Source organism: Pseudomonas sp. PB106, from assembly GCF_009764645.1.
GTDB lineage: Bacteria > Pseudomonadota > Gammaproteobacteria > Pseudomonadales > Pseudomonadaceae > Aquipseudomonas.
On sequence record NZ_RWIM01000174.1, the window covers coordinates 23,512 to 48,381 of the forward strand.

The following is a 24,870-nucleotide window of genomic DNA, read 5'->3' on the forward strand; positions in this document are numbered from 1 at the left end:
TTACACCACCACTCGTCCTTGGCCTTTTCCAAGCAACAAAACGAGGAGATCAGCGATGGTCGATGAACTGGAGCAATTCCAGCAGGACAGACTGGAGTCTGTACGTCAGATGAAGGCCGGTGAGGCAGCGCGCGTAACGCCGATGCCGTTCTCTGTGGCGGAGGAACCAAGCGTCGAGGCATCAAGCACTCTTGGACTGGGAAACCAGGTTGCCATTGACTCCGCCGGTTCAGTGCACTGAGAAACGCCTGCTCATGCAATTACACCGTTTTATGGGCAGGCCATAATTATTGCCAGTTCATAATTTGGCATAAAAGCGGAAATTCGGGCATTTTTGGCAAAAGCTGTGCTTTGGGGGAGAAGGGCGTCTGGCGATCAGATCGACGTGTGGGGAGGAAGGGCGCTGTTTCTACTGAAGCTGAAATGCAGCTAAAAATATAAACACCCAGAAACAACAAAGCCCCTGCATTTCTGCAGGGGCTTTGTTTTGTATGGTGCCGGCACCAGGAGTCGAACCCGGGACCTACTGATTACAAGTCAGTTGCTCTACCAACTGAGCTATACCGGCGTGTGGGCGACGATTATAGCGACTGGATAATTTCTGTAAACCCCTGAATTCAGACTATTTTTGCATCGATGCAAATCAAGCCCTGCGCAGCACATTTCGCAACGTTTGCACTGCCTTCAATGTGCGGCTGTTTTGCAGGGCAGCCAGTTGAGCTTCGGCCTGTTCGGCGCGTTGCAGAGCGTTGGCCAGTAGTTGAGCGGTGTCGAGATCGCTCGGGCTGATCGGGTGGGCGAAAGCGTGGCCTTTGCACAGTTGGAAGTTGTCGAGGTTGCACGGTGGGATGTCGAAAGCCGGTTTCAGCTTCATATATTCGTCGGCGAGGAACCAGGTGTTGAGTCCGTCGAACAGGATCGCTTGGTAACCCGCGTCGGTGACCAGCGGTTCCCAGGTGTGGTCGCGCTCCCATGGGGTCTCGATGACGATGATCCAGGGGCGGAAGCGAGCGAAGTCCATGCCGCGCAGGACGCTTTCTTCGTGGCCTTCGACGTCGATTTTCAGAAAATGGATGGGCCGGTCAGCAGCGTATTGTTCGCAGATCGAGGTCAGTGTGCGCGACTTGACTGTGAGGCTGCGCACGTCCATGCCTTGGTCTTTGTGGTGCTGGGCGACCGCTGGGTCGGCGGTAGAAAGGCCGGTATCGGGGATGGCGTAGAAGGTCACTTCGCCGGGCTGATCGCTGGCAATGCATTGCACGGTGGCGTCGCGTGGGCGTTGCTGGCAGAGCGCGTCGTAATAGTCCTGCATCGGCTCGACGTTGACGCCTTTCCAGCCGTGGTCATAGAAGGCTTTGGTGACCGAGTCGTGGTTCGGGTCGTTGGCGCCGATATCGATATAGAAGCCGTTGTCGACCTGCTTGAGGGCTCGCCATAAGCGGACGTCTTCAAAATTCTGTGCGTAAGAAATGAACGTCACGGTCGCTTCCTGTCGGTCTGATTGTTCTTGTTGGGGGCACGCTGTGGCCTTGTATAGCAAGGCTGGCGATACGTCGCAATTTTTCGCTACGAACGGATGGGTTTCGGCAGTTATGTCGTTTTGATTGGCGGCTTATGCACAACGGACTGGCACGAAACCGCGCTTAGGCAGGTTTTTGTGGAAGCGTTCTCATTTTGTTCGCAAATCCCTGTTTTATTGGTTTTTTATCCATGTGAACAAAAAATGACCAGTGCTGTTAAAGGCTTGAAACAGGCGTGAATATTGGATCCACGAAGATTTCATCAACAGAGTTATCCACAGGTCGTCAGTGGCTTACTCGCGTTCGGCCAATAGCAGCAAGTTGCGGGGTGTAAGGGGTGTTGCGCAGAAGGTGCCGAGGCGTACGACGTAGCCCTGTTCGACGAGGAAAAGTGCCCGGTCGAGATTCAGCCAAAGCTCCAACGGTCGTCGGAATAATCCGCGCATCAGTTCCAGGTTGCGAACTTCGGCCAACCGCCGCCAACCGGCTGCCTCCAGTGCTGTCCAATCTGGCGAACCGATTGTGGATAACTCTTTTAAGGCTGCCAAACCGCGACAGTAATCGGCGAAGGGTTTATCCAGCCAGGCACTGGGCAGCGATGGCGTCGGCAGGTATTGGTCGACCCCTCGTGCCTGGCGCTGCAGCAGATCAAAGGCCAGGCGTCGGGCCATCGAGGTGTCACGCTGGCGTCGGACGCGTGCACCGGCGGTGACGGTTTCACTCATCGGCAACGCTAGATCTTCGAGCGAGAGCTGTAGGAGTGATGCCGATGCGGGTGAGGACAATGGCTGATATTCGCTGCAATCGATGCGGTTGTAGCAGCACGGAGCGATGGCCATTTGTTGGCAACCGGCAGCACTAGCCAGTTGCATCAGGCGAACATGCAGATCGCCGCAGGCGTGAAGGGCGACGGGCGTGTGAGTCGCGCTCAATACGCCTGAGGCGTCCGCCGCCAGTACATCCTGTTCCACGTGCAAAGCGTGTAAATGATGACGCTGACTCAACGCCTGACCGCTGGCCACCAATGCAGGGTCGTACTCAACGCACGTGAGTTGTTGACCCGATTCCAACAGGCGTCGACCCAGGTGGCCTTTGCCCGAACACCAATCCAGCCAATGCGTCGGTTGCGTGGCAAACGACAAGCGGCTGGCAAACGCTTCGATCTGTTGCCACTTGCGCCCCGGCACATCGACATTCAAGCGATGGCCGGCGACTTCGAGCGCGTGCCCGGGCAACTCGCCCACCGCGCTGAGTTCAGCCGACAACGCTGCCAGTGAAGCAAAAGGCTCTGGCGCATCGCGGAGATCTGCAGGGGTGTTATGTGCGTTTTCCGCGTCTTCCAGTGACCTTGCCCGTAGCCATACGGCCAACTCTGGGTAGGACGCTTCCCAGGGAAGCGAAAGATGCGTGAACGGTCGAGGTTTCCACAACGCCTGATGGGTTGTGAGAAACGTATCCAGCGCGGTGAAGCGGGCGAGTAGGTGTTCGCCCGTCAGCACGTGGGAAGAATCAACGCCCTTGGCAGGCATCGACGCGCAGCCAGCGCTCCAGCAGCTTGAAGCCGCGTACCAGCACGTAAGCCATCAGCAGATAGAACACGCCCGCGGCGAAGAAGATCTCCACCGGCAGATAGGTGCGGGCAATGATCGTGCGCGCCATGCCGGTCAGTTCCAGCAACGTGACGGTGCTGGCCAGTGCACTGGCCTTGAGCATCAGGATCACTTCGTTGCTGTAGGCCGGCAGGCCGATGCGCGCGGCACGCGGTAGGATGATGTAGAACATCGCTTTCGGCTTGGACATGCCCAAGGCCCGCGCCGCTTCGATTTCGCCCGGCGGAATCGCCTGGATCGCACCGCGCAGGATCTCTGCGATGTACGCCGCCGTGTGCAGCGTCATGGTCACGGTCGCACACCAGAACGGATCGCGTAGGTACGGCCACAACGCGCTTTCACGCACCGCGTCGAACTGCGCCAGCCCGTAATAAACCAGGAACAGCTGAACCAGCAGCGGCGTGCCACGGAAAAAGAAGATGTACGCGTAAGGCAGCGAGCGCACGTACCAAAGTTTCGAAGAGCGGGCGATACCCAGCGGGATCGCCAGCAGCAGACCGGCAATCACGGCGATGGCGACCAGTTCCAGCGTCAGGGTCGCGCCCTGCGCCAGTTTCGGCAACCATTTGATAATGACTTCCCAGTTCATGAAGCGCTCCTCGCAAAGCCGCGCCCGGCGCGTTTTTCCAGGAAGTGCATGCCGGTCATCGCCAGCACGGTCAGGCCCAGGTACATCACGGCAGCGACCATATAGAAGGTGAACGGTTGTTTCGACACGGTCACGCCGATTTGCGCGTGACGCATGATTTCTTCCAGGCCAATCACCGAGACCAGCGCGGTATCTTTCATCAGGATCATGAACAGATTGCCCAGGCCGGGCAGGGCGATGCGCCACATCTGCGGCATGATCAGCCGGGTGAAGATCCGCCATTTCGACAGGCCCAGGGCCTGGCCGGCCTCACGGTGGCCTTTGGGAATGGCGAGGATCGCACCACGAAACACTTCCGTGGCATAAGCGCCGAAGCACAGACCGAGAGCGATTACACCGGCGGCGAAGGCGTTGAGTTGCAGGTCGGGGTTGCCGAAGAACTCACCGAGGGCGCGCATCAGGTTGACCGTGCCGAAGTAGATCAACAGCACCCAGAGCAATTCCGGGACGCCACGCACCAGGGTCGAATAAGTGCCGCCAAGCCATTGCAGCGGCTTGTACGGGGAAGTCTTGGCCAAGGCGCCGAGCAGGCCGAGCACCAGTCCCAGGCACAGGGCCGTGAGGGCCAGTTGGACGGTCATCAGCGCGCCGGCAGCGAGTGCCGGGCCGAATCCGTAGAGGTCGATAATCATGGAATTCTGTTCAAATTGCGGCAGGCAAAGTCGGGAGCCGGCGCCGTTGCATCACGGCGCCAGTCCCACAGGTCAGGATCAGTAGATGCTGAACGGGAAGTACTTGTCGTTGATCTTCTTGTAGGTACCGTCGGCGACGATTTCCTTCAGCGCGGCGTTCAGCTTCTCGCGCAGCGGGTCGCCTTTGCGCACAGCGATGCCGATCTTGTCGCTTTCTACAACCGGGTCGCCTTTGAACTCGTAGTTCTTGCCGGCGTCGCTTTTCAACCAGTCATAGTTGGCGTACTTGTCGGCGAGGATCGCGTCGACACGACCGGAAGTCAGGTCGAGGTAGGCGTTTTCCTGAGTGTCGTAGAGGCTGACCTTGATGTCATCGGCGTAGGTGTCTTCCAGCCAGGTACCGGCCAAGGTCGCACGCTGGGTGCCGATGGTCTTGCCTTTCAGCGAGTCCTTATCGGTTTTGAAGTCGACGTTTTTCGGGGCGATGAACTGCAGCTTGTTCGAGTAGTACGGGTCGGTGAAGTCGACCGCGCCCTTGCGCTCTTCGGTGATCGACAGCGAGGAGATCAGGAAGTCGAACTTCTTCGCGTTCAGGGCCGGGATGATGCCGTCCCAATCGGAGGTGACCACGGTGCATTCGACTTTCATCTTCGCGCACAGGGCGTCGCCGATGTCTTTGTCGAAGCCGACCACGTTGCCGCTGGCGTCTTTGTTGTTGAACGGCGGGTAGGCCGCTTCGATGCCCATCTTCAGGGTTTCAGCCATGGCACCGGCGCTGAACGCGAGGGTGACGGCGGCGGCCAGGAGGACCTTCTTGAAATTCTGCATGCATGTTGCTCCGTTAGCGGTTGCTGGACATGAATTGTTTGCAGCGCGCCGAAAGCGGGTTTTCGAACACCTGCTGTGGCGATCCTTGCTCTTCTATAAGGCCTTGGTGAAGGAACACCACTTCGCTGGAGACCTGACGGGCGAAGCCCATTTCGTGGGTCACGAGCAGCATGGTGCGGCCTTCTTCGGCCAATGCGCGGATGACACTAAGTACTTCCTGAACCATTTCCGGGTCAAGCGCCGAGGTGGGCTCGTCGAACAGGATCACCTTCGGCTGCATCGCCAGCGTGCGGGCAATTGCCGCGCGTTGTTGCTGGCCGCCGGACAGTTGCGCCGGGTAGGCGTGACGCTTGTCAGAGATGCCGACCTTGGCCAGCAGCGCTTCGGCGACTTCGATGGCCTCGGCCTTGCTCTGGCCAAGTACGCGGCGCGGCGCTTCGATGATGTTGTCGAGGATGCTCATGTGCGGCCACAGATTAAAGTTTTGAAACACAAAACCAATCTCGGAGCGCAGGCGGTTGATCTGTTTGCCATCGGCGGCAACCAGTTCGCCATTCTTGGCGGCCTTGAGCTTGAGTTCTTCACCGGCCACCAGGATCTGGCCCTGATGCGGGTTTTCCAGCAGGTTGATGCAACGCAGGAACGTGGACTTGCCGGAACCGGAGGAACCGAGGATCGAGATCACATCGCCGTCGCGGGCGGTCAGCGAGATGCCTTTGAGCACCTCAAGCTGTCCGTAGCGTTTGTGCAAGTTGCGGATTTCAAGCGCGGGCGTGGCCTCAGCCATGTGCGTTCCTCATATATGTTGCGCTCCAGCTGTTGGATGGCCTTCCTGGCGAGGCGGCCAAGCTAGCATAGCGTTTCAATGGCAGCCAACAGCGCTGCGAGCGGTAAAGGGTTGGCATGTGGCAGGTTGTCGCATCGGCACAGCAGACTGTCGCCCCGTCAACAACCGAACGGGTGTTTGATCGTGCAAACCCGTGGGTGTCGCGTAAAAAAAGGCGCGATGTTGCCAGCTTTGGCGGGGTGTTGGAAGCGCTATCCGGCCGAACGTTCATGATTCGCCCTTTTATTGTGCATCCCACACTTTTTCAGTGTGTTTCTGGTGCGCTGATTCGTCTTGAAAGTGAGTCGCAGGGTAACGCTCTGGCGGATTGCCATTAAATCCAAGGACTTGCGATGACTGTCCGGTCGCACGCAAGGCCCCGGCCCAGAACACTTTGAAATATTTTGGCGCAATTATTGCGTGCAGAATAAGGAACGCCCCGTTGGTTTCTTTTTACGAGAAGGAAATGCCAGACGGGCCGGACGCAATCGCTTTCCTCGCAAAGGTAGTTTCGATGAGCAGTACCCCAAGCTCCAATGGCCTCGAACAGGGGCTCAAACCGCGTCATGTGACCATGTTGTCGATCGCCGGTGTAATCGGCGCCGGTCTGTTCGTTGGCTCCGGCCACGCCATCGCTGCCGCCGGCCCGGCCGTGCTGCTGGCTTATGCCGCCGCCGGGACCCTGGTGGTATTGGTGATGCGTATGCTCGGCGAGATGGCCGTTGCCTCGCCGGACACCGGTTCGTTCTCGACTTACGCCGACCGTGCCATTGGCCATTGGGCCGGTTTCACCATCGGCTGGCTCTACTGGTGGTTCTGGGTATTGGTGATTCCACTGGAAGCCAACGCCGCCGCGACCATCCTCCATGCATGGTTCCCTGATGTCGGCATCTGGGCGTTCGCGCTGATCATCACCATGTTGCTTACGGTCACCAACCTGTTCAGCGTGAAGAATTACGGCGAATTTGAATTCTGGTTTGCCCTGATCAAGGTGCTGGCGATCATCGGCTTTATCGGCCTCGGGCTCGCCGCCATTTTCGGCTTCCTGCCGAACAGTCAGGTCAGCGGTGTGTCGCACCTGTTCGACAGCGGCGGCTTCCTGCCAAACGGCATGGGCGCGGTACTGGGCGCAATCCTGACCACCATGTTCTCCTTCATGGGTACCGAAATCGTCACCATCGCGGCTGCGGAATCGAAGAATCCGGGTAAGCAAATCTCCAAGGCCACCAACTCGGTGATCTGGCGGATCGGCTTGTTCTACCTCGTCTCGATCTTCATCGTTGTGGCTCTGGTGCCGTGGAACGATCCTACGCTGGCCAACCTCGGTTCCTACCAGACCGTGCTTGAGCGCATGGGCATTCCTAACGCGAAAATGATCGTCGACATCGTGGTTCTGGTCGCGGTAACCAGCTGCCTGAACTCGGCGCTCTACACCTCGTCGCGCATGCTCTTCTCCCTCGGCAAGCGTGGCGATGCACCGGCCATGTCGACCCGCACCAACAAAAGCGGCACGCCTTACTGGGCAGTGATGTTGTCCACCGGCGCGGCGTTCCTGTGCACATTCGCCAACTACGTGGCCCCGGCCGCAGTGTTCGAATTCCTCCTGGCCAGCTCCGGCGCGATCGCACTGTTGGTGTACTTGGTGATCGCTTTCTCGCAATTGCGTATGCGTAAACAGCGCATGGCGCGCGGCGAGAAGATCGTCTTCAGCATGTGGCTGTTTCCGGGCCTGACCTACGCGGTGATCATTTTCATCGTCGCGGCCCTGACCATCATGCTGTTCCAGGAAGCGCATCGCGTGGAGATCCTCGCGACTGGCCTGCTGAGCCTGATGGTGGTGGCTGCCGGTCTACTGGTGGCGCGCCGTCGCAAGCTGGAAAAACGTGGCGCGGTGGTGTTGAACTGATCCGCAACGCGTAATGCAAAACGGCCGCTGTCAGTGATGACTAGCGGCCGTTTTTGTTTGTGAGCGTGATTTATTCGCTCTTGTCTTCCTGTGCTTCCACCGACTTGCCATATGCATCCAGCGCAACCCCGAAATCGGTGATGAACTGTGGCTCGCTCAGCCAGGCCTGGGCTTCTTCGATCGTTACGCCTTCGGCCCACATGCGGTAGTCGATCAGCATGTCGGCGGCCAGGTGGGTGGCGGCCATGCCTTCGTTGTCGGCGTTTTCCATGTCCAGCAGCTCTGGATGGTCAACGATGACGAACGCGAGTTCGCGCAGCAGGGTCAGCAGCATTTCGTTGCGGCTGATGGCTTCGGCGTCGCGCATTTTGCTGAACATCGCCAGGACGTATTCCGGCACCGGCTCGGCGAGGTGGTCGAGGTCTTCGTCCTGTTCCAGTGGCTTGCGGCCGACCATACGGATTTGTTTGGCTTTGGCCTTGGCGCGTTTGGCGCGTTTCTGTTGCTTGTTCAGGGATGCCATGGGAGCTCAGTTCTTTGGTTGGGTTTGCGCGGCGATTGCGTCGGACGCCGCCACATAGTCGGCCTGGAAGGCCGGGGATTCGATCCACGCCAGCGCGCCGGCCTCGTCGGTTTCCTGCGACCACTGGCGATACTCAATCAGCGCGGCGAGGATGAAATCCATCGCGCCTTCTTCGCCTTCCTGTTCGTAAACCAGTTCGAGCAGCGGGTCTTCGAGGAATGCGCTGCACAGGGCTTGCTGGCTGATCTTCTCGGCGTCGATCATCTTTTTGAACAGTTCGGTCAGATCCACCGATTCGAAGTCGATGCGGTCGTCGTTCGGGTCCAGCTCGACCGGCGCTTCAGCGCGCTTGGTGCGGTTCTGCTTGGCCTTGGCTTTGGCCCGAGTGGCGCGTTTTTGCTGCTTGTTGGCGGAGGCCATGATGTGTTCCGTCGTGCGTTGAGAGGGCTCAGCTGCGTGGGACTTGCCGCCCGGGTGAGTCGGGGGCCAGTGCGCCGGTTTGCAGCCAAGTCAGAGCGATGGGCCATAGTGTGGCTTGGTATTCGCTGCGAAAAAAGGCGAAATGTCCGACTTGTTGTTCGCCGATGTCCTGCGGCTCGATGCGCAGGTGGGTTTTGGTCGCGTTGCAGAAGTAGCCCAGCAGGCGTTCGATGGCGGGAATCGTGCCGTAGGGATCGTCGCTGATGCTGATCGCCAGGGTCTGCGCGCGGACGCTGGCGAAGGGCAGGGCGCCAGTCTTTTTCATCAGTGCGTGGCCGCTGGGACGTCGCTCGTATTGCGCGGCAGACCTGCTCCAGTCGCGCACGACGCCTGTGGGCGTGTCCTCGAGCCAGCCGAGGCGTTTGCCGGGGAAGAATCCGCAGAACAGCGTCAGCAACGGCATCACGACATGCCATTTGCCGAACATGCGCCAGCGATGCTCAGGGGCGTAATCGCGCCAGTAGGCGAACTGCGCGCCGACAGTGACCAACCGTCGGATAACTCGTCCGGACTCGCCTAGGCCTGCCGCGCACCCGCCAAAGCTGTGGCCGACTACATCAATCGGCTGCCCGGGAAACTCCCGTTGCGCGCGTTTGAGCATCGCTTCGAAATCGAGTGCGCCCCAGTCGGTCCATGAGGCTTTCAAGCCTTTGATCGACGCGTGTCGCGATTCGCCAATGCCGCGGTAGTCGTAAGTGATGACGTCGAAGCCGTTGGCGAACAGATAAGCCGCAAAACGCGAGTAGTGACGGCAACGCACGGAGGTGGCGGCGTTGATGATGACCACCGGGCGCTGAGCATCGGCTGATGCGTGACGCCAAGTGAGACCGCCCAGCACATACCCGTCGGCAGCCGCTTCCTTGAAAGGCTCACCTTGTGCTGCATCCAAAGTCGGCGACTTTGACGGCGTGACCTGCATTGCGGGCGTGTCCTGACAGCTCATGACGATCGACCTTGGCGGGTAAGCTGCCAACGATAGTCTTCGCGCCGTCCGGGAACAATCCGCAGGTTTATTCAGTGGATTCAGTGAGCATGCGTTCCTCGATCAAGGCCTGTTCGCGATTGAGTTCAGCGCGCAGCTCCTCTTCACTCGGCAGGATCGTCTTGTAACTGCTGGCAAACAGTTGCTCATTGCCCTTGAGCATTGAGTAGCGCGCCACCGAGTCATTGCTCTCGGCTGACAGAATGATCCCGACAGTCGGCTTGTCGCCCTCGCTGCGCATGAGCTCGTCGTACATGCGCACATACATGTCCATCTGCCCGACATCACGGGCGCTGAGCTTGCCGCGTTTGAGATCGATGATCACAAAGCATTTGAGCAGATAGTTGTAGAACACCAGATCGATGTACAGATCGACGCCATCGGCACTGATGCGTTGCTGACGAGCAACCAAGGAAAAGCCTTTGCCCAGTTCAAGAAGGAAGCCTTGCAGGTGATCGATCAGGGCTTGTTCGAGACTGCTTTCCCTGACCTTGCCCGCTGACGGCAGACCGAGGAACTCCAGCATGACGGGATCGCGAATGAACTCACGCGGACTGCATTTCATCGCTTCGATGTTGGTGGTGGCTTCGTCGATCACATCAGCTTTGTCCCGGCTCATGAGGAGGCGCTCGTAGTAGAGCGTATTGATCTGGCGGTCGAGGGCGCGGCTAGACCAATTCAGGGTGGCGCATTCGTCCATGTACCAATGGCGTGCTTTTTCGCATCCGACCCGCAGTAGTCGGCGATAGTGGGTCCAGCTCAATTCGGGACGCAGTGCGTCTCGAATTGGAAATTTTTGATAAAACAGGCGCATCTTCCACAAGTTGGTTTCATCAAATCCTTTCCCGAACTGCCCAGTCAGGTCCTTCGCCAGCAGGCCAATCAGCTGTTTTCCATAGCCCGCACGCTGGGCACCTTGTTGTTCAAACTCGACGATATGTCGGCCGATCTGCCAGCAGGTCTGCACTTGGATCGTATCAACCGCTCGCAGCACTTTTTGCCGCGCCTGACGAATCAACTCGCCAAGCTCCCCCAGCAATGAATCGATTTTCGGGTCTTGCATGTCTGCAGGTTTTAGCTGGCTCATCGGTCTTCCGCGTCATTGGGAACAGAGGCAAAAGCATGCCAAGAGTTACCGTTTCGGTATGTCGGGAGAGGCGACGAAATCCGCAGGAAGAGGCGGTGGGTGTTGCAGGACATTGCCGAGCTAAACAGCTTAAGCGGGCTGGGTCTGTAGTCCGTTTCGGACGAACACCAAGCCCTACCGGGGTTTGCGCATGGCCTTGGTCGCAGGTTTGTCGATGCGTGTCAGTCGATGCCACGCCACACCGGCGACCAGCAGCAATCCGCCGAAAAATCCTTCAATAACGATATGAAACCAGTACGCGCCCGGTTGCCTGGCCAGTGTGTAGACCTTGGCCGGCCCGCCGCGAGTGGCGGTAGTGATGGAGTCGTGGATCAGGCCATCGATGGCGGAGTAGCTCAGCAGCACGCCGGTAAAAATCAGAAACACGCTGATCATGATCGCCAATCCTCTCGACACCAGGCTTTTCTGGGGCGGAGACGGATGGGGCTGGGGGATGCGGGTTCGTTTCTGGCTCATCTAGGATGACCCTCTTCCGTAAGGGGCGGATCTCTGGGGAGGGATCGCGGTTTTTTTCATGGGTGCGGCGCGGTGGTGCTTAAAACGAGGCCACTGCCTGAGAGACCACAACGCGCAATGGGTTACTTTCCATACTCAATAGTTTGATGGCCAAGGCGCAGCAAACCACGATCAACATCGGTTTTATCAATCGCGGCCCGACCCGAACAGCGGCACGGGCGCCTAACTGAGCGCCGACAAACGCCGCCAGTGCCATGGCAATTGCGACTGGCCAGATAATCACGCCTTTGGTGATGAACACCGCCAGCGAGCCGAGGTTGCATGAAGCGTTGGCCAGTTTGGTAAAGCTCATGGCTCGCATCATGCCGAGGCCGCAGAGAAGTACGAAGCCAACAATGAAGAACGATCCCACACCAGGCCCGAATATACCGTCGTAGAAGCCTAGTATCGGCGCCACGGTGAACGAAAACAGCATGATGCCGATGCGCTTGCGGCGATCTTCATTTGCCAGTTTCGGCGACAGCGCGAAATAGATTGCCACCAGAATCAACATGATCGGCACGCAGGCTTCGAGGTAGCGTTTGTCGATTGAGCTGACCAGCAATGCACCGCTGGCGCCCCCGACAAATCCGCAGATCGCCAGGAAGCGGCCTTCGCGCCATTCGATCATTCCTTTGCGGGCAAACGTGACCGTTGCCGAGACAGTCGCTGAGGCTGCCTGAAATTTGTTAGTGGCAATCGCACTGATCGGGTCCATGCCTGCCAGAAACAACGCCGGCAGAGTTATCAAGCCGCCACCCCCGGCAATCGCATCAAAAAAACCGGCGCAAAACGCGACGAGTGCCAACGTGCCGATGATGTCCCAGGACATTCCTTTTCCTCTTTACTTGATATGGATGAGCACCCAGGCGGTCTGTTGCTCACTAGCGCTGTTGTTCAAACCTAGCCCTGAAGCAATAGCGGGTCATCCGAAATGACGATCGGGGACGAGAACTTTGAAATACCGAAAATTCTAATCAAAACCCGTCTGTTGTCTTTGATGACGTCACGGCAGTGCAGCGCTCGAGTGTTGTTTATTACCATCACCGACTCTTGTGTCAGCACATGCTCGGAGGGCGTTGCCTGTTCGATGCCACGACGAAGAGTGGCGTAGGCGGTCTTCACAAGGCTGGAGGCGTTGTCATTGACAGAAAAACGATACGAGTTAAACCGTGCTGCGAATCCCGTCCGGTCGTCGAACTCTAGAATCGAAACATTGCTGCCATCCTCCCCTTTGCCTTTGGTAAAGGAGTCGCTGCGAGTGAATTGGAAATTGCCTGAGGTCAGTGCCAGGCAGTTGTTGAAGCCGATACTTTCGAGTACGGGTGTTAGCGGTATTACCCTTGTGGGTTCAAGGGACGGGTTCCACAGGGCCGATAGTATGAGAGACGAAGGAGAGGGGGAGCGTCCGTGTTTGGCGTTCACAGCACACCAGTAAGGCGCCTCGGTATGAGGGCCAAGAGCAAGGCCGGAGTGAGAGCTAAGTTCTTTGATTTCCGGTTCGCCTATTATTTCGTTCGCTCCGCCCCCCTTGAAGTTGGCCACCAGCCGTACCAGTTTTCCTTCATTGTCCATGTCGTAGGCAAAGGATTCGTTATCGACAAGTTTTAGCAGGATCTGATTGCGAGCGGCTAAGCAGAGGACGTCGCACCGATTTTCCAAGGAGGACAGATCTGGCAGTTCTTCTGGAGGTTCGGAGTTGCTGAGCTGTTGCAGCCCTTCGAAGATAAGAACGGATAGCAAACCATCGGAATAGGCATTTAGCAGCTCACGCTGGGCCTGCGAAAATGAGCGTTTCAACTCAGAGGCAGCCAGAGTTGCCTTGGACTTGGCCCCTGCTGACTGAGGTCCGCCCATGGCGGCCAGATCTTCAGTGAACCTATGAAGCAATGCTGACTGTTGGATAGTGAAGTGAAGGGCTTTGATTTCTTGGTCAATACCTGGTTCAGCGGTTTGGGCCTCTGAGCCGATGGTGCGAATGATCATGTACATCCCTGATTTGAAGCTGCTCCGGGGTGTCTGGAGCTCCTCTGGATATTCTGCTCAGCTCAATGATGGAAATCTGTCGTCCGTTACTGTTTGAGCGTACGGAGTGTTCCGGCGGATCTGAGGGATGGTGGCAAGACGTTTGTAGGCCTTTTCGTTCGCGAGCCCATCAGTGGTAAAGGTACTGGCTGGTGTGATGAGCGGAAGCGAAAGCGTGCCGATGTCCGTCACTACGACGAAAGGAAACGTCGCTCCACCAAATTGCAGGCATAAAAAAACCCTGAATCTTGCGATTCAGGGTTTTCGGTATTTGGTGCCCAGAGACGGAATCGAACCGCCGACACGGGGATTTTCAATCCCCTGCTCTACCGACTGAGCTATCTGGGCAACGGGGCGCATTAAAAGGGTTTTTCGGATTTACGTCAACGACTTTTTTAAAATTTCTTAAATTAATTCCGTCGCTTACGATCCGACCCCCGATTTTGCGGGTTTACTCTGCGGGCGGAACGTAGCCTTCGGCCTTGGCGTATTCCTCGCCGGAGAAGTACTTGTCCATTTCGCCCTGAAGATATTTGCGGTCTTCGGCGTTCATCATGTTCAGTCGCTTTTCGTTGATCAGCAGGGTCTGGTGTTTCTGCCAGTCAGCCCAGGCCTTGGCCGAGACGTGGTCAAAAATATCCTGACCTTTAGCGCCCGGGAAAGGGGCGCGTTCCAGCGCGGGCAGTTCTTCTTTGTACTTGCGGCACATTACGGTGCGGGTCATGGCGACTCTCCTGCGTTCAATACGGCGGCCGCGCGTTCGAGCAAGGTTTTGACCGGGGCGGCGAGGCCCAGGCGCGGCGGGGTGGCGAGGTTATACCAGAGCCAGTCGGCCTCGGCCACGTGATGGGCGGCTTCCTGCACCTGAACCAGCCAGGGTTCGATGGACAGCTGGAAATGGCTGAAAGTATGGACGAGGCTCGGCAGCGCCAGCTGCTCGCCCATGGTCAGCGCGTGCTGGTCGGCGAGATGTTGCAGGTCGTCGAGGTCGTCGAGTTCCGGCAGGCTCCACAGCCCGCCCCACAAACCGCTCGAGGGGCGACGGTAAAGCAGAATCGCGCCGTCGCCATTGGCGAGCATCGGCATCAGCGTGCGCTTCTGCGGGATGGCTTTGCGCGGTTTGGGGATCGGGTAGCGGGTCTCCAGGCCGAGCATATGCGCCTCGCAGCCGCGCTCCAGCGGACACAGCAGGCAACTTGGCTTGCTGCGCGTGCAGAGCGTGGCGCCAAGATCCATCATCGCCTGGGTATAGGCGTTGACCCGATCGTGCGGCGTAAAGCGCTCAGCGTTGGCCCAGAGCTGTTTGGCGACCTTCGGCTCGCCGGGGTAGCCTTCTTGCGCAGTAAAACGCGCCAAAACGCGTTTGACGTTGCCGTCGAGAATCGGCGCACGCAGGCCCATGCTAATGCTGGCGATGGCGCCGGCAGTCGACAGGCCAATGCCCGGCAGATCCGTGAGTTTTTCGACGTCACGGGGAAATTCGCCGCCGTACTGGCTGACGACGATCTTTGCGGTCTTCTGCAAATTGCGCGCACGGGTGTAGTAACCCAGCCCGGTCCACAGGTGCAGCACTTCGTCTTCCGGCGCTTCGGCCAGCGCTTCGACCGTCGGCAGCGCGGCCATGAAGCGGTCGAAGTAATTGAGCACGGTGCTGACTTGGGTCTGCTGCAACATGATCTCCGACACCCACACCCGGTACGGGTTGATGTCCTGCTGCCACGGCAAATCGTGGCGGCCGTGGCGGTCAAACCAATCCAGCACCGCCGTGGAAAACTGCTCCGCTCTCATCGCTTGAACAGCCCCTTCAATGCGTTTTTCAATTCCGGGCTGACCTTGTCACCGAGTTTCTCGTCGATCTTCTCACTCAGCTTGTCGCCAGCCATTTTGGTCGCGACCTGACCCAGACGATCGTTGTCGATACGGCAGGCCTTGGCGCCGAGTTCCAGCGGGCCACGGCAGCGCAGTGGCCACTCGACGCCGACGAATTTGTCGCCGACCTGGCAAGCCGGATCCGGCATGGCACTGGTGTCGCCTTCGACGATGATGCCGACGCGGTAATCCATGCCGAGCACGCGCAGGTCGATGTCGCCGTCACCGTTGACGGTCATGCCAGGGATGCGCACTTTCAGGTCCGGGTTGCTGGCGACGCCGTTGCGGAAGGTCAGGTTGCCCTTGAGTTCCTGGAACGGCGTGTCCTTGCCGCGTGGCTCGCCACTCAAGGTTTTGCGGTTGAGCGTGGCGATGCCTTTGCACAGTTGCTGTTCAAGGTTGGCGTTGAGTAGCACGCCGTTGTTGATCACAAAACTGGCGTTGCCGTTGAGGGTGTCGATCAGTGCCTGCTGGCTGTTGCCGCTGCTGGTCACGTTGCTGTTGAGCGTCACCAGACCTTTGACCGGCGGGTTCTTGCCCTGGCTTTCGAGGATTTTTTCCGCTGGCACACGGTTGAGTTTGGTCTGCAGGTTCAGCACCGGCGCGCTTGGGCGCACATCGAGAGTGCCCTTGGCCTCGAAACCGCCGTTGTACAGTTCGCCGCTCAGATTGCTCAGGGTCAGCAGGCCGCCCTGGCCCGTCGCTTTCAGTGCGGCGTTCTGGATCGGCAGCTTGTCGAGGGTCAACTGGCCGAAGCTCAGGTCGGCATCGACGTCGAGTTTGGCCAGACGCTCCACCGGCAGCAGGCGCTCAGTGCTCCAGGCGGTTTTGCTTGGCTTGTCCGGCAGCGGCGTGGAACCGGCGCCAGCCATTGCATCGGCTTCGGTGCTGGCGACTTCGGCCTGACGCACTTGCGTAGCGCTGTTGGCTTGCGCGGACTTCGGCGGCAGGTAACGGTCGACGTTGAACGTGTCGGCCTTAAGGACCGCGCGCAGCGATTGCTTGGCGAAATCTTCGACGGCAATGCGACCGCTGAAGCTGCTGTCGTCGAGTTTCAGATTGATGTTGTCGAAAGCGACGCTGGTTGGCGTGGCGGCCACGCGGCTGACCAGCTCGACTTTGCTCAGGCTGCCTTCGGCCATCGCCGGGAGTTTCTGGCCGATGCTGTCGACGAACTTCGCCAGATCGAACTGGGCGATGGAGAGGCCGCCGGTGATCTGCGGAGTTTTGTCGAGGTCGTTGGCTTTCAACTCGCCCAAGGCGCGCAACTGGTTGGCGGAGATCTTGATGCCAGTCCATTCGGCGACGTTTGCGGCTTTATCCAGCAACAACTGCCCTTGGGCGGCGAAGGTCATGGTCTTGCCTTGCAGCGGATCGCCAGCCAGTTCACCGGACAACTTCATGTCTTCGAATTTGTAGCGCTGCAGTGCGCGCTCGATGCGCAGCTCGCCAGTCAATTCGGTGCGCACACGTAAAACCGGCTGGTTGGTGCCGAGGAATGCGGTAGCTTTTACCGGGATGTTGGTCGAATCGTGTACCGGCCCGGTGCTCAGCTGAATGCTTTCGGCGCTGAATTGCTTGCCGGTCAGCTCGTCGTTGTATTCAACGCGGGCGTTGTTGACAGTCAGACTGTCGATGTCGAGGCGGATCGGCTGTGGCGGTTTTTCTACCGCAACAGGGGTCTCCCTGGCAGGTTGCCCCGGTGCAGCGGATGGCGGCGTTGCTCCAGCCGGAGCGGGCACCTTGCCGATGTCTTCCCAGTTGCCATGGCCATTTTTGTCGCGATTCAGGCGCAGGTTCAGGCCTTCGACACGCACGTCACTCATCTGCACTTCGCGGCGCAGCAGCGGCAGCACGCGCACGGACAGACCGAGCATCTGCAGGTCGGCAAACGGTTCGGCGGGCTTGGCTAGGGTGGCGACGCTGGCCTCGTGCAATTCCAGGCCGAGCCATGGGAACAGGCTCCAGCCGATATCGCCATTGAGCGTCAGCTCGATGTGGGCCTTGTCGCGGGCTATCTGGCGGATCTCGTCTTTGTAATCGTTGGGATCGAAGAGGTGGGTCAGGGCAAAACCTGCCGCCACAATGATCAGCAACAGCCCGAGAAGTACCAGACCCAGGATTTTGCCGAACGCTTTCATGGGCGAGTCCTTGTAGTTAGTCGAATTCGTAATTTAGCCGGGGAGTATAGCGCTGCTATGGCCCGGTTCGGTGTGGCGTCATATTGCCAGTGGTCCATGCGGCACCTGCAACTTCGCCGACAATGCCTGAACCTCGGGATGCCCGGCAGGCGCCACAAGACGCAGTTCTGCCCACGCTTGCGACGCCATTTTCTGTGCTTGGTTCACCAGCCGTTCGGCAACTGCACGGCGACGAGTAACTTTTCGTACACATAAATGGGACGGATACCCGACGTCGTGGTGCCTTTGCAGGCATGCTGCGCCTAAAAAATCAGATCAAAAGATCGCAGCGTTCCGCAGCTCCTACGGCGATGGAGATCAGATGACATAAAAAAGGTGATATCAGTTTGGTTTTTCTGTCACCTGCAAATGGTAACCTTCGCCCGTTCGTCCGTCCTTCTGCGACTTAACGTCGCGCCTTCAAGGAGCTTCACCTTAAAAAACGGTCATGCCTGCGTGCATAAGTCCGAGGGTGAGCAGTGGCTGGCGAACCATACTAATAATTGGGGGATACACAATGAGCACGAGCATTACGGCGGACGGTCTCAAAGCCGACCAGCCTGCGTTCCTGTCCAAGGAACGCATCATCGCCAAGCCCGGTTTCAACCGTTGGCTGGTGCCACCGGCCGCTCTGGCCATCCACCTGTGCATCGGCATGGCCTACGGCTTCTCGGTGTTCTGGTTGCCGCTGTCCAAGGCGCTGGGCGTCACCGCTCCAGTGGCTTGCGCACCGGACATGAGCTTCATCGCACAGGTATTTTCGTCGAACTGCGACTGGCCGATCTCGATGCTCGGCTGGATCTACACGCTGTTCTTCATCTTCCTCGGCTGCTCGGCAGCTATCTGGGGCGGCTGGCTGGAACACGCAGGGCCACGTAAGGCTGGCGTTGTATCGGCACTGTGCTGGTGCGGCGGTCTGCTGATTTCGGCGCTGGGGATTTATACCCACCAGATCTGGCTGATGTGGATCGGCTCGGGCGTGATCGGCGGTATCGGTCTGGGCCTGGGCTACATTTCGCCGGTCTCGACCCTGATCAAGTGGTTCCCGGACAAGCGCGGCATGGCCACCGGCATGGCAATCATGGGCTTCGGTGGTGGCGCGATGGTCGGTGCACCGCTGGCGACTGCGCTGATGAGCCATTTTGGCTCGGCTGAGGGTGTCGGCGTATGGCAGAGCTTCGTGGCCATGGCGGCGATCTACTTTGTGTTCATGATCGGTGGTGCTCTGGCCTACCGCGTGCCGCCAACCGGTTGGAAGCCTGAGGGCTGGACCGCTCCGGCAAAGAAAGCTGCCAACGCAATGATCACCCACCGTCACGTGCACGTGAATGTGGCGTGGAAAACCCCGCAATTCCGTCTGGTTTGGCTGGTGCTGTGCCTGAACGTTTCTGCCGGTATCGGCATCCTCGGCATGGCTTCGCCACTGCTGCAGGAAGTGTTCGGCGGCAAGCTGCTGGGTGTTGATGTGCCGTTTGGTCAGCTCGATGCCGGGCAACTGGCTTCGATCGCGGCGATTGCTGCCGGGTTCACCGGTCTGCTGAGCCTGTTCAACATCGGTGGCCGCTTCTTCTGGGCCTCGTTCTCGGACTACCTGGGCCGCAAAAACACGTATTTCGTGTTCTTCGCCCTGGGCTTTGCCCTGTACGCGCTGATTCCGAACATGGGCCATTTGGGCAACGTTGCGCTGTTCGTGGCTGCGTTCTGCATCATCCTGTCGATGTACGGCGGTGGTTTTGCCACGGTTCCGGCGTATCTGGCCGACCTGTTCGGTACGCAGATGGTCGGCGCGATCCACGGTCGTCTGCTGACCGCCTGGGCTGCGGCCGGCGTGCTCGGTCCAGTGCTGGTGAACTACCTGCGTGAGTATCAGTTGAGCATCGGCGTAGAACGCGCTGCCGCTTACGACATCACGCTGTACATCCTCGCCGGTCTGCTGGTGCTGGGCTTCCTGTGCAACCTGATGGTGCGTCCGGTGGCTGACAAATACTTCATGACCGACGCTGAACTGGCGGCCGAACAGGCGCTGGGTCACGACAAAGGTGCAGATGCCAGCACGGTTCTGGAGTGGAAAGCCGCACCGGGCAGCAAGCCGTTGGCGATTGCTGCATGGCTGGCTGTGGGTATTCCGTTGGCGTGGGGTGTGTGGGTGACCCTGCAGAAGACGGCGGTACTGTTTCACTAAGTAAAAACGCAGTACCTCTGTAGGAGTGAGCCTGCTCGCGATAGCGGTCTGACAGTCACAGAAATGTTGACTGTGAGGCCCTCATCGCGAGCAGGCTCACTCCTACAGTTGTTTTCGGTTGCCTGTAATGGCTTGTATGGACATGTCTACCCGCGACAGTCGGGGGTTCTATCCGTCAGCCATCTCACCTCTCATGTTTCTGTTTCGGCCCCGCGTGCCTATAATGGCTGCCTTTTTCGCCCAATGATTTTGCGGAGCTGGTGATGGCCGAACGTAAGGCGTCTGTCGAGCGCGACACTCTGGAAACCCAGATCAAAGCCTCGATCAACCTTGATGGCACCGGAAAGGCCCGATTCGATATCGGTGTACCTTTTCTTGAGCACATGCTGGATCAGATCGCCCGTCACGGGTTGATCGACCTGGATATTGAATGCAAGGGCGATCTGCATATCGACGACCACCATACGGTGGAAGACGTCGGTATCACCCTCGGCCAGGCGTTTGCCAAAGCCATCGGCGATAAAAAAGGCATCCGTCGCTACGGTCATGCCTACGTGCCGCTCGATGAAGCGCTGTCGCGCGTGGTGATCGATTTCTCCGGTCGTCCAGGCCTGCAGATGCACGTGCCGTACACCCGCGCCACCGTCGGCGGCTTCGACGTTGACCTGTTCCAGGAATTCTTCCAGGGCTTCGTCAACCATGCGTTGGTCAGCATGCACATCGATAACCTGCGTGGCACCAACACCCACCACCAGATCGAAACCGTGTTCAAGGCTTTCGGCCGCGCGCTGCGCATGGCCGTCGAGCTGGATGAGCGCATGGCCGGGCAAATGCCATCGACCAAAGGCGTTCTGTAATGCAGACGGTTGCAGTTATCGATTACGGCATGGGTAACCTGCACTCGGTGGCCAAGGCCCTCGAGCACGTCGGCGCCGGCAAGGTGCTGATCACCAGCGACGCCAACGTGATTCGCGAAGCTGACCGCGTGGTGTTTCCCGGTGTTGGCGCGATTCGCGATTGCATGGCGGAGATCCGTCGTCTCGGTTTCGATTCGCTGGTGCGTGAAGTCAGTCAGGATCGTCCGTTCCTCGGCATCTGTGTCGGCATGCAAGCCTTGCTCGACACCAGCGAAGAGAACGATGGCGTCGACTGCATCGGCCTGTTCCCCGGTGCGGTTAAGTTCTTCGGCAAAGACCTGCATGAAGACGGCGAACACCTGAAAGTCCCGCACATGGGCTGGAACGAGGTGAAGCAGAAGGTCAGCCACCCGCTGTGGCATGACATTCCGGACATGGCGCGTTTCTACTTCGTGCACAGCTACTACATCGCTGCCGCCAATGCGCGGCAGGTGGTGGGTGGCGGCCATTACGGCGTCGATTTCGCTGCAGCGCTGGCCGATGGCTCGCGCTTCGCCGTGCAGTTCCACCCGGAGAAGAGCCATACCCATGGCCTGCAATTGCTGCAGAACTTCGCCGCGTGGGACGGTCGCTGGTAAATGGCTGCCAAGAAGTCCAAACCGCCGATCCTGACCCTCACTCCCGAGCAGGAGAGTGACGCCAATCGCAAGATTCAGCGGTTCATGGAAGACCGTTTCGAACTGGACCTGGGTTCGTTCGAGGCGGCAGAAATTCTTGAGCTGTTTACCCGCGAAATTGCTCCGCACTATTACAACAGGGCGATTTTCGATGTGCAGACCCATCTCAAAGAGCGGTTTGAAAGCATCGAAAGTGACCTGTGGGCGCTCGAGAAAAACTGATTTCCGAGCCAAGCTGAACATTCAAATTTGAAGGTTTGCCAGATGCTGATTATTCCCGCTATCGATCTTAAAGACGGTGCCTGCGTACGTCTGCGCCAGGGCCGCATGGAAGATTCCACGGTGTTCTCCGATGACCCGGTGAGCATGGCTGCCAAGTGGGTGGAGGGCGGTTGCCGCCGTCTGCATCTGGTCGACCTGAACGGCGCTTTTGAAGGCCAGCCAGTCAACGGCGAAGTCGTTACCGCGATTGCCAAGCGCTACCCGACCTTGCCGATCCAGATCGGCGGCGGCATCCGCTCGCTGGAAACCATCGAGCACTACGTCAAGGCTGGCGTGAGCTACGTGATCATCGGCACCAAAGCCGTGAAAGATCCGGCGTTTGTCGCTGAAGCCTGCCGCGCGTTCCCGGGCAAGATCATCGTTGGTCTGGATGCCAAAGACGGTTTCGTCGCCACCGATGGCTGGGCTGAAATCAGCACCGTGCAGGTCATCGATCTGGCCAAGCAGTTTGAAGCCGACGGCGTGTCTTCGATCGTTTATACCGACATCGCCAAAGACGGCATGATGCAGGGCTGCAACGTGCCGTTCACCGCTGCACTGGCCGCTGCCACCAAGATTCCGGTGATCGCTTCCGGCGGTATCCACAATCTGGGTGACATCAAGTCGCTGCTCGACGCCAAAGCGCCAGGCATCATCGGCGCCATCACTGGCCGGGCGATCTACGAAGGCACCCTCGACGTCGCTGAAGCGCAAGCTTTCTGCGATTCGTACCAAGGCTGAGGACTGACCATGGCGCTGGCCAAACGCATCATCCCTTGCCTGGACGTGGACAACGGCCGGGTCGTCAAAGGTGTGAAGTTCGAAAACATCCGCGACGCCGGTGACCCGGTGGAAATCGCCCGTCGCTATGACGAGCAGGGTGCCGACGAGATTACCTTCCTCGACATCACCGCCAGCGTCGATGGCCGCGACACTACGCTGCATACCGTCGAGCGCATGGCCAGCCAGGTGTTCATCCCGCTGACCGTCGGCGGTGGCGTGCGTACCGTGCAGGACATTCGCAATCTGCTGAATGCCGGCGCGGACAAGGTGTCGATCAACACCGCAGCCGTGTTTAACCCGGAGTTCGTCGGTGAAGCGGCGCAGCATTTCGGCTCGCAGTGCATCGTCGTCGCCATTGACGCCAAAAAGGTTTCCGGCCCGGGCGAAACCCCGCGCTGGGAAATCTTCACCCACGGCGGGCGCAAGCCAACCGGCCTGGACGCCGTCGAGTGGGCGAAGAAAATGGAAAACCTCGGTGCCGGTGAAATCCTGCTGACCAGCATGGATCAGGACGGCATGAAAAACGGCTTCGACCTCGGTGTGACCCGTGCGATCAGCGACGCGCTGGGGATTCCGGTAATCGCTTCCGGCGGTGTCGGCAACTTGCAGCACTTGGCGGACGGCATTCTCGAAGGCCACGCCAGCGCAGTTCTCGCGGCGAGTATTTTCCACTTCGGCGAATACACCGTGCAGGAAGCCAAGGCCTACATGGCCAAACGCGGCATCGTGATGCGTTAAGCGTCAAAATCGATACAGGCCAGTGGACACCATGGCGCACCCAAGGCACTCTTGGGCACGCCATGGATTTCGGTAGCCCAACATGATCAAACGCCTGCTTCTAGTTCTTGCCAGCGCCTCTCTGTTGCTCATCAACACGGCCCGCGCCGAAACCAGTCCCGACACCGATCTGGTGCTCCTTACCGAAAACTTCCCGCCGTATAACATGGCGAAGAACGGCAAGAATTTCGCCCAAGGCGAAAACATCAACGGCATTGCCACCGACATCGTTCGCGAGATGTTCCAGCGCGCCGGCATCACTTATAGCCTGACCCTGCGTTTCCCTTGGGAACGCGTCTACAAACTCGCCTTGGAAAATCCTGGCTACGGCGCCTTTGTGATGGCGCGCCTGCCGGATCGCGAAAAACTCTTCAAATGGGTCGGCCCGATTGGCCCGGATGACTGGATCCTGCTGGCCAAGGCCGACAGCAAGATCACCCTGGAAACCCTCAATGACGCGCGCAAATACAAGATCGGCGCGTACAAGGGTGATGCGATTGCCGAGACGCTGACCAAACAAGGCTTGAAGCCGGTAGTGGTGTTGCGCGATCAGGACAACGCCAAGAAGCTGGTCAATGGGCAAATTGATTTGTGGGCCACGGGTGACCCGGCCGGGCGCTATCTGGCGCGGCAGGATGGCGTGACGGGGTTGAAGACTGTGTTGCGCTTCAACAGCGCGGAGTTGTATCTGGCGCTGAACAAGGACGTGCCGGAAGAAACCGTGAAGAAACTACAGGCTGCGCTGGATCAGATGCGTAAGGATGGTGTAGTGGATGACATCATGGGGCGGTATTTGTAGCGCTTGTTACAAGATCGCAGCCTTCGGCAGCTCCTACAGGGGAATGCATTGCCAATGTAGGAGCTGCCGGAGGCTGCGATCTTTCAGCGGTAAACGCCATCCTTGCCATGAGCCGCAGTCGCTTTGTTACTGCGCACGCTGATCATCTGCCGAATATCGATCCACTCAATCCCCTGAGCCTTCAGCTTCGGCAGTTCTCGCTCCAGCACCGCCAACGTCTGCGGATACGGATGGCCGATCATCACCGCCGAGCCCTGCTTGTGCGCCAGGCTGATCGCCGTCTGCAACTGGGTGGAGATCGCCGCCTCGGTACGCTCGTCATCGAGAAACACATCCCTCGAAACACTGGCCAGATCGATCTTCTGCGCCTGCTGCGCAGCAACGGTCTGCGCACTGGTGCGGCTGTCGACGAAGAACTTGTGCCGGCGCTGCAACTCGCCCATCAACCACGCCATCGCCACGGGTTGCGCAGTCATGCGGCTGCCCATGTGGTTATTGATGCCAGCGGTGTAGGGGACCATTTTGAATGCAGCGTCGAGGCGTTTTTGCAGTTCTTCGATCGGCAGTTCCGGGTGCCAGGCGTAGGGCCCGGTGGCCGGGTCCATGGGCATGTGCAGGATGACGATCTTGCCGGCGCGATGGGCTTCGCGGGCAAATTCGGTGGCGTGCGGGGTGTCAGGCATGATCGCCGTGGTCACCGGGCCCGGCAGGGCTAGCACGCGGCGATCCCGGGGCAGGTTCTGCCCCAGGTCATCGATGATCAGTGTCAGGTAGGCTTTGTGTGGCTTTGGGCTGGCGGGCTCTGCGTGAGCAGCACCCGCCAGACAGCACAACAGAACGAAGACGAAACGCAAAGACATCC

The 24,870-nt window shown here is 58.8% G+C and carries 26 protein-coding genes, 2 tRNA genes and 2 pseudogenes; 10 read left to right on the forward strand and 20 right to left on the reverse strand.

Translation table 11 applies throughout. The features are described from left to right. Positions 1–55: 55 nt before the first annotated feature. Positions 56–166: pseudogene (locus EJA71_RS22415) on the forward strand (transcriptional regulator); the annotation flags it as partial. 326 nt (positions 167–492) lie between these two features. On the opposite strand, the gene EJA71_RS22420 reads toward EJA71_RS22415, so the two are convergent. The 7 genes from EJA71_RS22420 to EJA71_RS22450 form a co-directional block, all read right to left on the reverse strand. Then, a tRNA-Thr gene (locus EJA71_RS22420) sits at positions 493–568 on the reverse strand. Positions 569–643: 75 nt separating this feature from the next. After that, a complete protein-coding gene (locus EJA71_RS22425; RefSeq protein WP_158959709.1) occupies positions 644–1,480 on the reverse strand; it encodes an FkbM family methyltransferase in 837 nt (278 codons plus the stop codon). Positions 1,481–1,813: 333 nt separating this feature from the next. Continuing rightward, complete coding sequence (locus EJA71_RS22430; RefSeq protein ID WP_158959710.1) at positions 1,814–3,049, reverse strand: methyltransferase; 1,236 nt, start codon at positions 3,047–3,049, stop codon at positions 1,814–1,816. Next, complete coding sequence (locus EJA71_RS22435) at positions 3,030–3,719, reverse strand: ABC transporter permease (RefSeq protein WP_007909164.1); 690 nt, start codon at positions 3,717–3,719, stop codon at positions 3,030–3,032. Before EJA71_RS22435 ends, EJA71_RS22430 begins: the two co-directional genes overlap by 20 nt. Then, positions 3,716–4,411 carry an ABC transporter permease gene (locus tag EJA71_RS22440; RefSeq protein WP_158959711.1) on the reverse strand — a complete coding sequence of 232 codons (696 nt, stop codon included), beginning with the start codon at positions 4,409–4,411 and terminating at the stop codon, positions 3,716–3,718. The genes EJA71_RS22435 and EJA71_RS22440 overlap by 4 nt, the downstream gene beginning before the upstream one ends. Positions 4,412–4,489: 78 nt before the next feature. Continuing rightward, positions 4,490–5,239 carry an ABC transporter substrate-binding protein gene (locus tag EJA71_RS22445; RefSeq protein WP_158959712.1) on the reverse strand — a complete coding sequence of 250 codons (750 nt, stop codon included), beginning with the start codon at positions 5,237–5,239 and terminating at the stop codon, positions 4,490–4,492. Between the two features lie 13 nt (positions 5,240–5,252). Beyond that, positions 5,253–6,026, reverse strand: a complete 774-nt coding sequence (locus tag EJA71_RS22450) for an ABC transporter ATP-binding protein (protein ID WP_053116575.1) — start codon at positions 6,024–6,026, stop codon at positions 5,253–5,255. A gap of 116 nt (positions 6,027–6,142) precedes the next feature. Here EJA71_RS22450 and EJA71_RS22455 point away from each other — a divergent pair, with 116 nt between their 5' ends. Both EJA71_RS22455 and gabP read left to right on the forward strand, forming a co-directional pair. After that, positions 6,143–6,403, forward strand: coding sequence for a hypothetical protein (locus EJA71_RS22455; protein WP_158959713.1), 261 nt, complete (start codon positions 6,143–6,145; stop codon positions 6,401–6,403). 176 nt (positions 6,404–6,579) lie between these two features. Then, entirely contained in the window at positions 6,580–7,971 is a 1,392-nt protein-coding gene (gabP, locus tag EJA71_RS22460) for a GABA permease (RefSeq protein WP_158959714.1), read from the forward strand. Positions 7,972–8,041: 70 nt separating this feature from the next. On the opposite strand, the gene EJA71_RS22465 is transcribed toward gabP, so the two are convergent. The 12 genes and pseudogenes from EJA71_RS22465 to EJA71_RS22520 form a co-directional block, all read right to left on the reverse strand. Next, the gene (locus EJA71_RS22465) at positions 8,042–8,494 is read right to left on the reverse strand and encodes a hypothetical protein (protein WP_008080542.1); all 453 of its coding nucleotides are present in this window, start codon (positions 8,492–8,494) and stop codon (positions 8,042–8,044) included. A gap of 6 nt (positions 8,495–8,500) precedes the next feature. Continuing rightward, positions 8,501–8,914 carry a hypothetical protein gene (locus EJA71_RS22470; RefSeq protein WP_158959715.1) on the reverse strand — a complete coding sequence of 138 codons (414 nt, stop codon included), beginning with the start codon at positions 8,912–8,914 and terminating at the stop codon, positions 8,501–8,503. 28 nt (positions 8,915–8,942) lie between these two features. After that, positions 8,943–9,917, reverse strand: coding sequence for an alpha/beta fold hydrolase (locus EJA71_RS22475; protein WP_158959716.1), 975 nt, complete (start codon positions 9,915–9,917; stop codon positions 8,943–8,945). A gap of 67 nt (positions 9,918–9,984) precedes the next feature. Beyond that, positions 9,985–11,043 carry a YhcG family protein gene (locus tag EJA71_RS22480; protein ID WP_158959717.1) on the reverse strand — a complete coding sequence of 353 codons (1,059 nt, stop codon included), beginning with the start codon at positions 11,041–11,043 and terminating at the stop codon, positions 9,985–9,987. 174 nt (positions 11,044–11,217) lie between these two features. Continuing rightward, positions 11,218–11,478 carry a hypothetical protein gene (locus EJA71_RS22485; RefSeq protein WP_158959718.1) on the reverse strand — a complete coding sequence of 87 codons (261 nt, stop codon included), beginning with the start codon at positions 11,476–11,478 and terminating at the stop codon, positions 11,218–11,220. A 160-nt stretch (positions 11,479–11,638) separates the two neighbouring features. Further along, positions 11,639–12,430, reverse strand: a complete 792-nt coding sequence (locus EJA71_RS22490; RefSeq protein WP_158959719.1) for a TSUP family transporter — start codon at positions 12,428–12,430, stop codon at positions 11,639–11,641. A 71-nt stretch (positions 12,431–12,501) separates the two neighbouring features. Then, entirely contained in the window at positions 12,502–13,584 is a 1,083-nt protein-coding gene (locus tag EJA71_RS22495; protein WP_158959720.1) for a hypothetical protein, read from the reverse strand. A 311-nt stretch (positions 13,585–13,895) separates the two neighbouring features. After that, positions 13,896–13,971 (reverse strand) — tRNA-Phe (locus EJA71_RS22500). Between the two features lie 103 nt (positions 13,972–14,074). Next, a complete protein-coding gene (locus EJA71_RS22505; protein WP_016772129.1) occupies positions 14,075–14,347 on the reverse strand; it encodes an oxidative damage protection protein in 273 nt (90 codons plus the stop codon). Then, the gene (gene mutY, locus EJA71_RS22510; RefSeq protein WP_158959721.1) at positions 14,344–15,411 is read right to left on the reverse strand and encodes an A/G-specific adenine glycosylase; all 1,068 of its coding nucleotides are present in this window, start codon (positions 15,409–15,411) and stop codon (positions 14,344–14,346) included. Before mutY ends, EJA71_RS22505 begins: the two co-directional genes overlap by 4 nt. Beyond that, complete coding sequence (locus EJA71_RS22515; protein ID WP_158959722.1) at positions 15,408–17,633, reverse strand: AsmA family protein; 2,226 nt, start codon at positions 17,631–17,633, stop codon at positions 15,408–15,410. The genes mutY and EJA71_RS22515 overlap by 4 nt, the downstream gene beginning before the upstream one ends. Positions 17,634–17,711: 78 nt before the next feature. Continuing rightward, positions 17,712–17,939 (reverse strand): annotated as a pseudogene (locus EJA71_RS22520) (acetyl-CoA sensor PanZ family protein); the annotation flags it as partial. Between the two features lie 250 nt (positions 17,940–18,189). Between EJA71_RS22520 and EJA71_RS22525 the strand changes: the two are divergent. From EJA71_RS22525 to EJA71_RS22555, 7 genes are all read left to right on the forward strand, one after another. Then, the gene (locus EJA71_RS22525) at positions 18,190–19,854 is read left to right on the forward strand and encodes an OFA family MFS transporter (RefSeq protein WP_158959723.1); all 1,665 of its coding nucleotides are present in this window, start codon (positions 18,190–18,192) and stop codon (positions 19,852–19,854) included. A gap of 263 nt (positions 19,855–20,117) precedes the next feature. Further along, positions 20,118–20,711, forward strand: coding sequence for an imidazoleglycerol-phosphate dehydratase HisB (gene hisB, locus EJA71_RS22530; protein ID WP_042557195.1), 594 nt, complete (start codon positions 20,118–20,120; stop codon positions 20,709–20,711). After that, complete coding sequence (gene hisH / locus EJA71_RS22535) at positions 20,711–21,349, forward strand: imidazole glycerol phosphate synthase subunit HisH (RefSeq protein WP_008080553.1); 639 nt, start codon at positions 20,711–20,713, stop codon at positions 21,347–21,349. Before hisB ends, hisH begins: the two co-directional genes overlap by 1 nt. Beyond that, positions 21,350–21,610 carry a DUF2164 domain-containing protein gene (locus EJA71_RS22540; RefSeq protein WP_122593988.1) on the forward strand — a complete coding sequence of 87 codons (261 nt, stop codon included), beginning with the start codon at positions 21,350–21,352 and terminating at the stop codon, positions 21,608–21,610. It abuts the gene before it with no gap. A 42-nt stretch (positions 21,611–21,652) separates the two neighbouring features. Beyond that, the gene (gene hisA, locus EJA71_RS22545; RefSeq protein WP_003220753.1) at positions 21,653–22,390 is read left to right on the forward strand and encodes a 1-(5-phosphoribosyl)-5-[(5-phosphoribosylamino)methylideneamino]imidazole-4-carboxamide isomerase; all 738 of its coding nucleotides are present in this window, start codon (positions 21,653–21,655) and stop codon (positions 22,388–22,390) included. A 9-nt stretch (positions 22,391–22,399) separates the two neighbouring features. Continuing rightward, a complete protein-coding gene (hisF, locus tag EJA71_RS22550; protein WP_158959724.1) occupies positions 22,400–23,170 on the forward strand; it encodes an imidazole glycerol phosphate synthase subunit HisF in 771 nt (256 codons plus the stop codon). An 82-nt stretch (positions 23,171–23,252) separates the two neighbouring features. Further along, complete coding sequence (locus tag EJA71_RS22555) at positions 23,253–24,008, forward strand: ABC transporter substrate-binding protein (RefSeq protein WP_158959725.1); 756 nt, start codon at positions 23,253–23,255, stop codon at positions 24,006–24,008. A gap of 83 nt (positions 24,009–24,091) precedes the next feature. Here the strand turns inward: EJA71_RS22555 and EJA71_RS22560 are convergent, their stop codons facing one another. Beyond that, the gene (locus EJA71_RS22560) at positions 24,092–24,868 is read right to left on the reverse strand and encodes a divergent polysaccharide deacetylase family protein (protein ID WP_158959726.1); all 777 of its coding nucleotides are present in this window, start codon (positions 24,866–24,868) and stop codon (positions 24,092–24,094) included. Positions 24,869–24,870 lie beyond the last annotated feature (2 nt).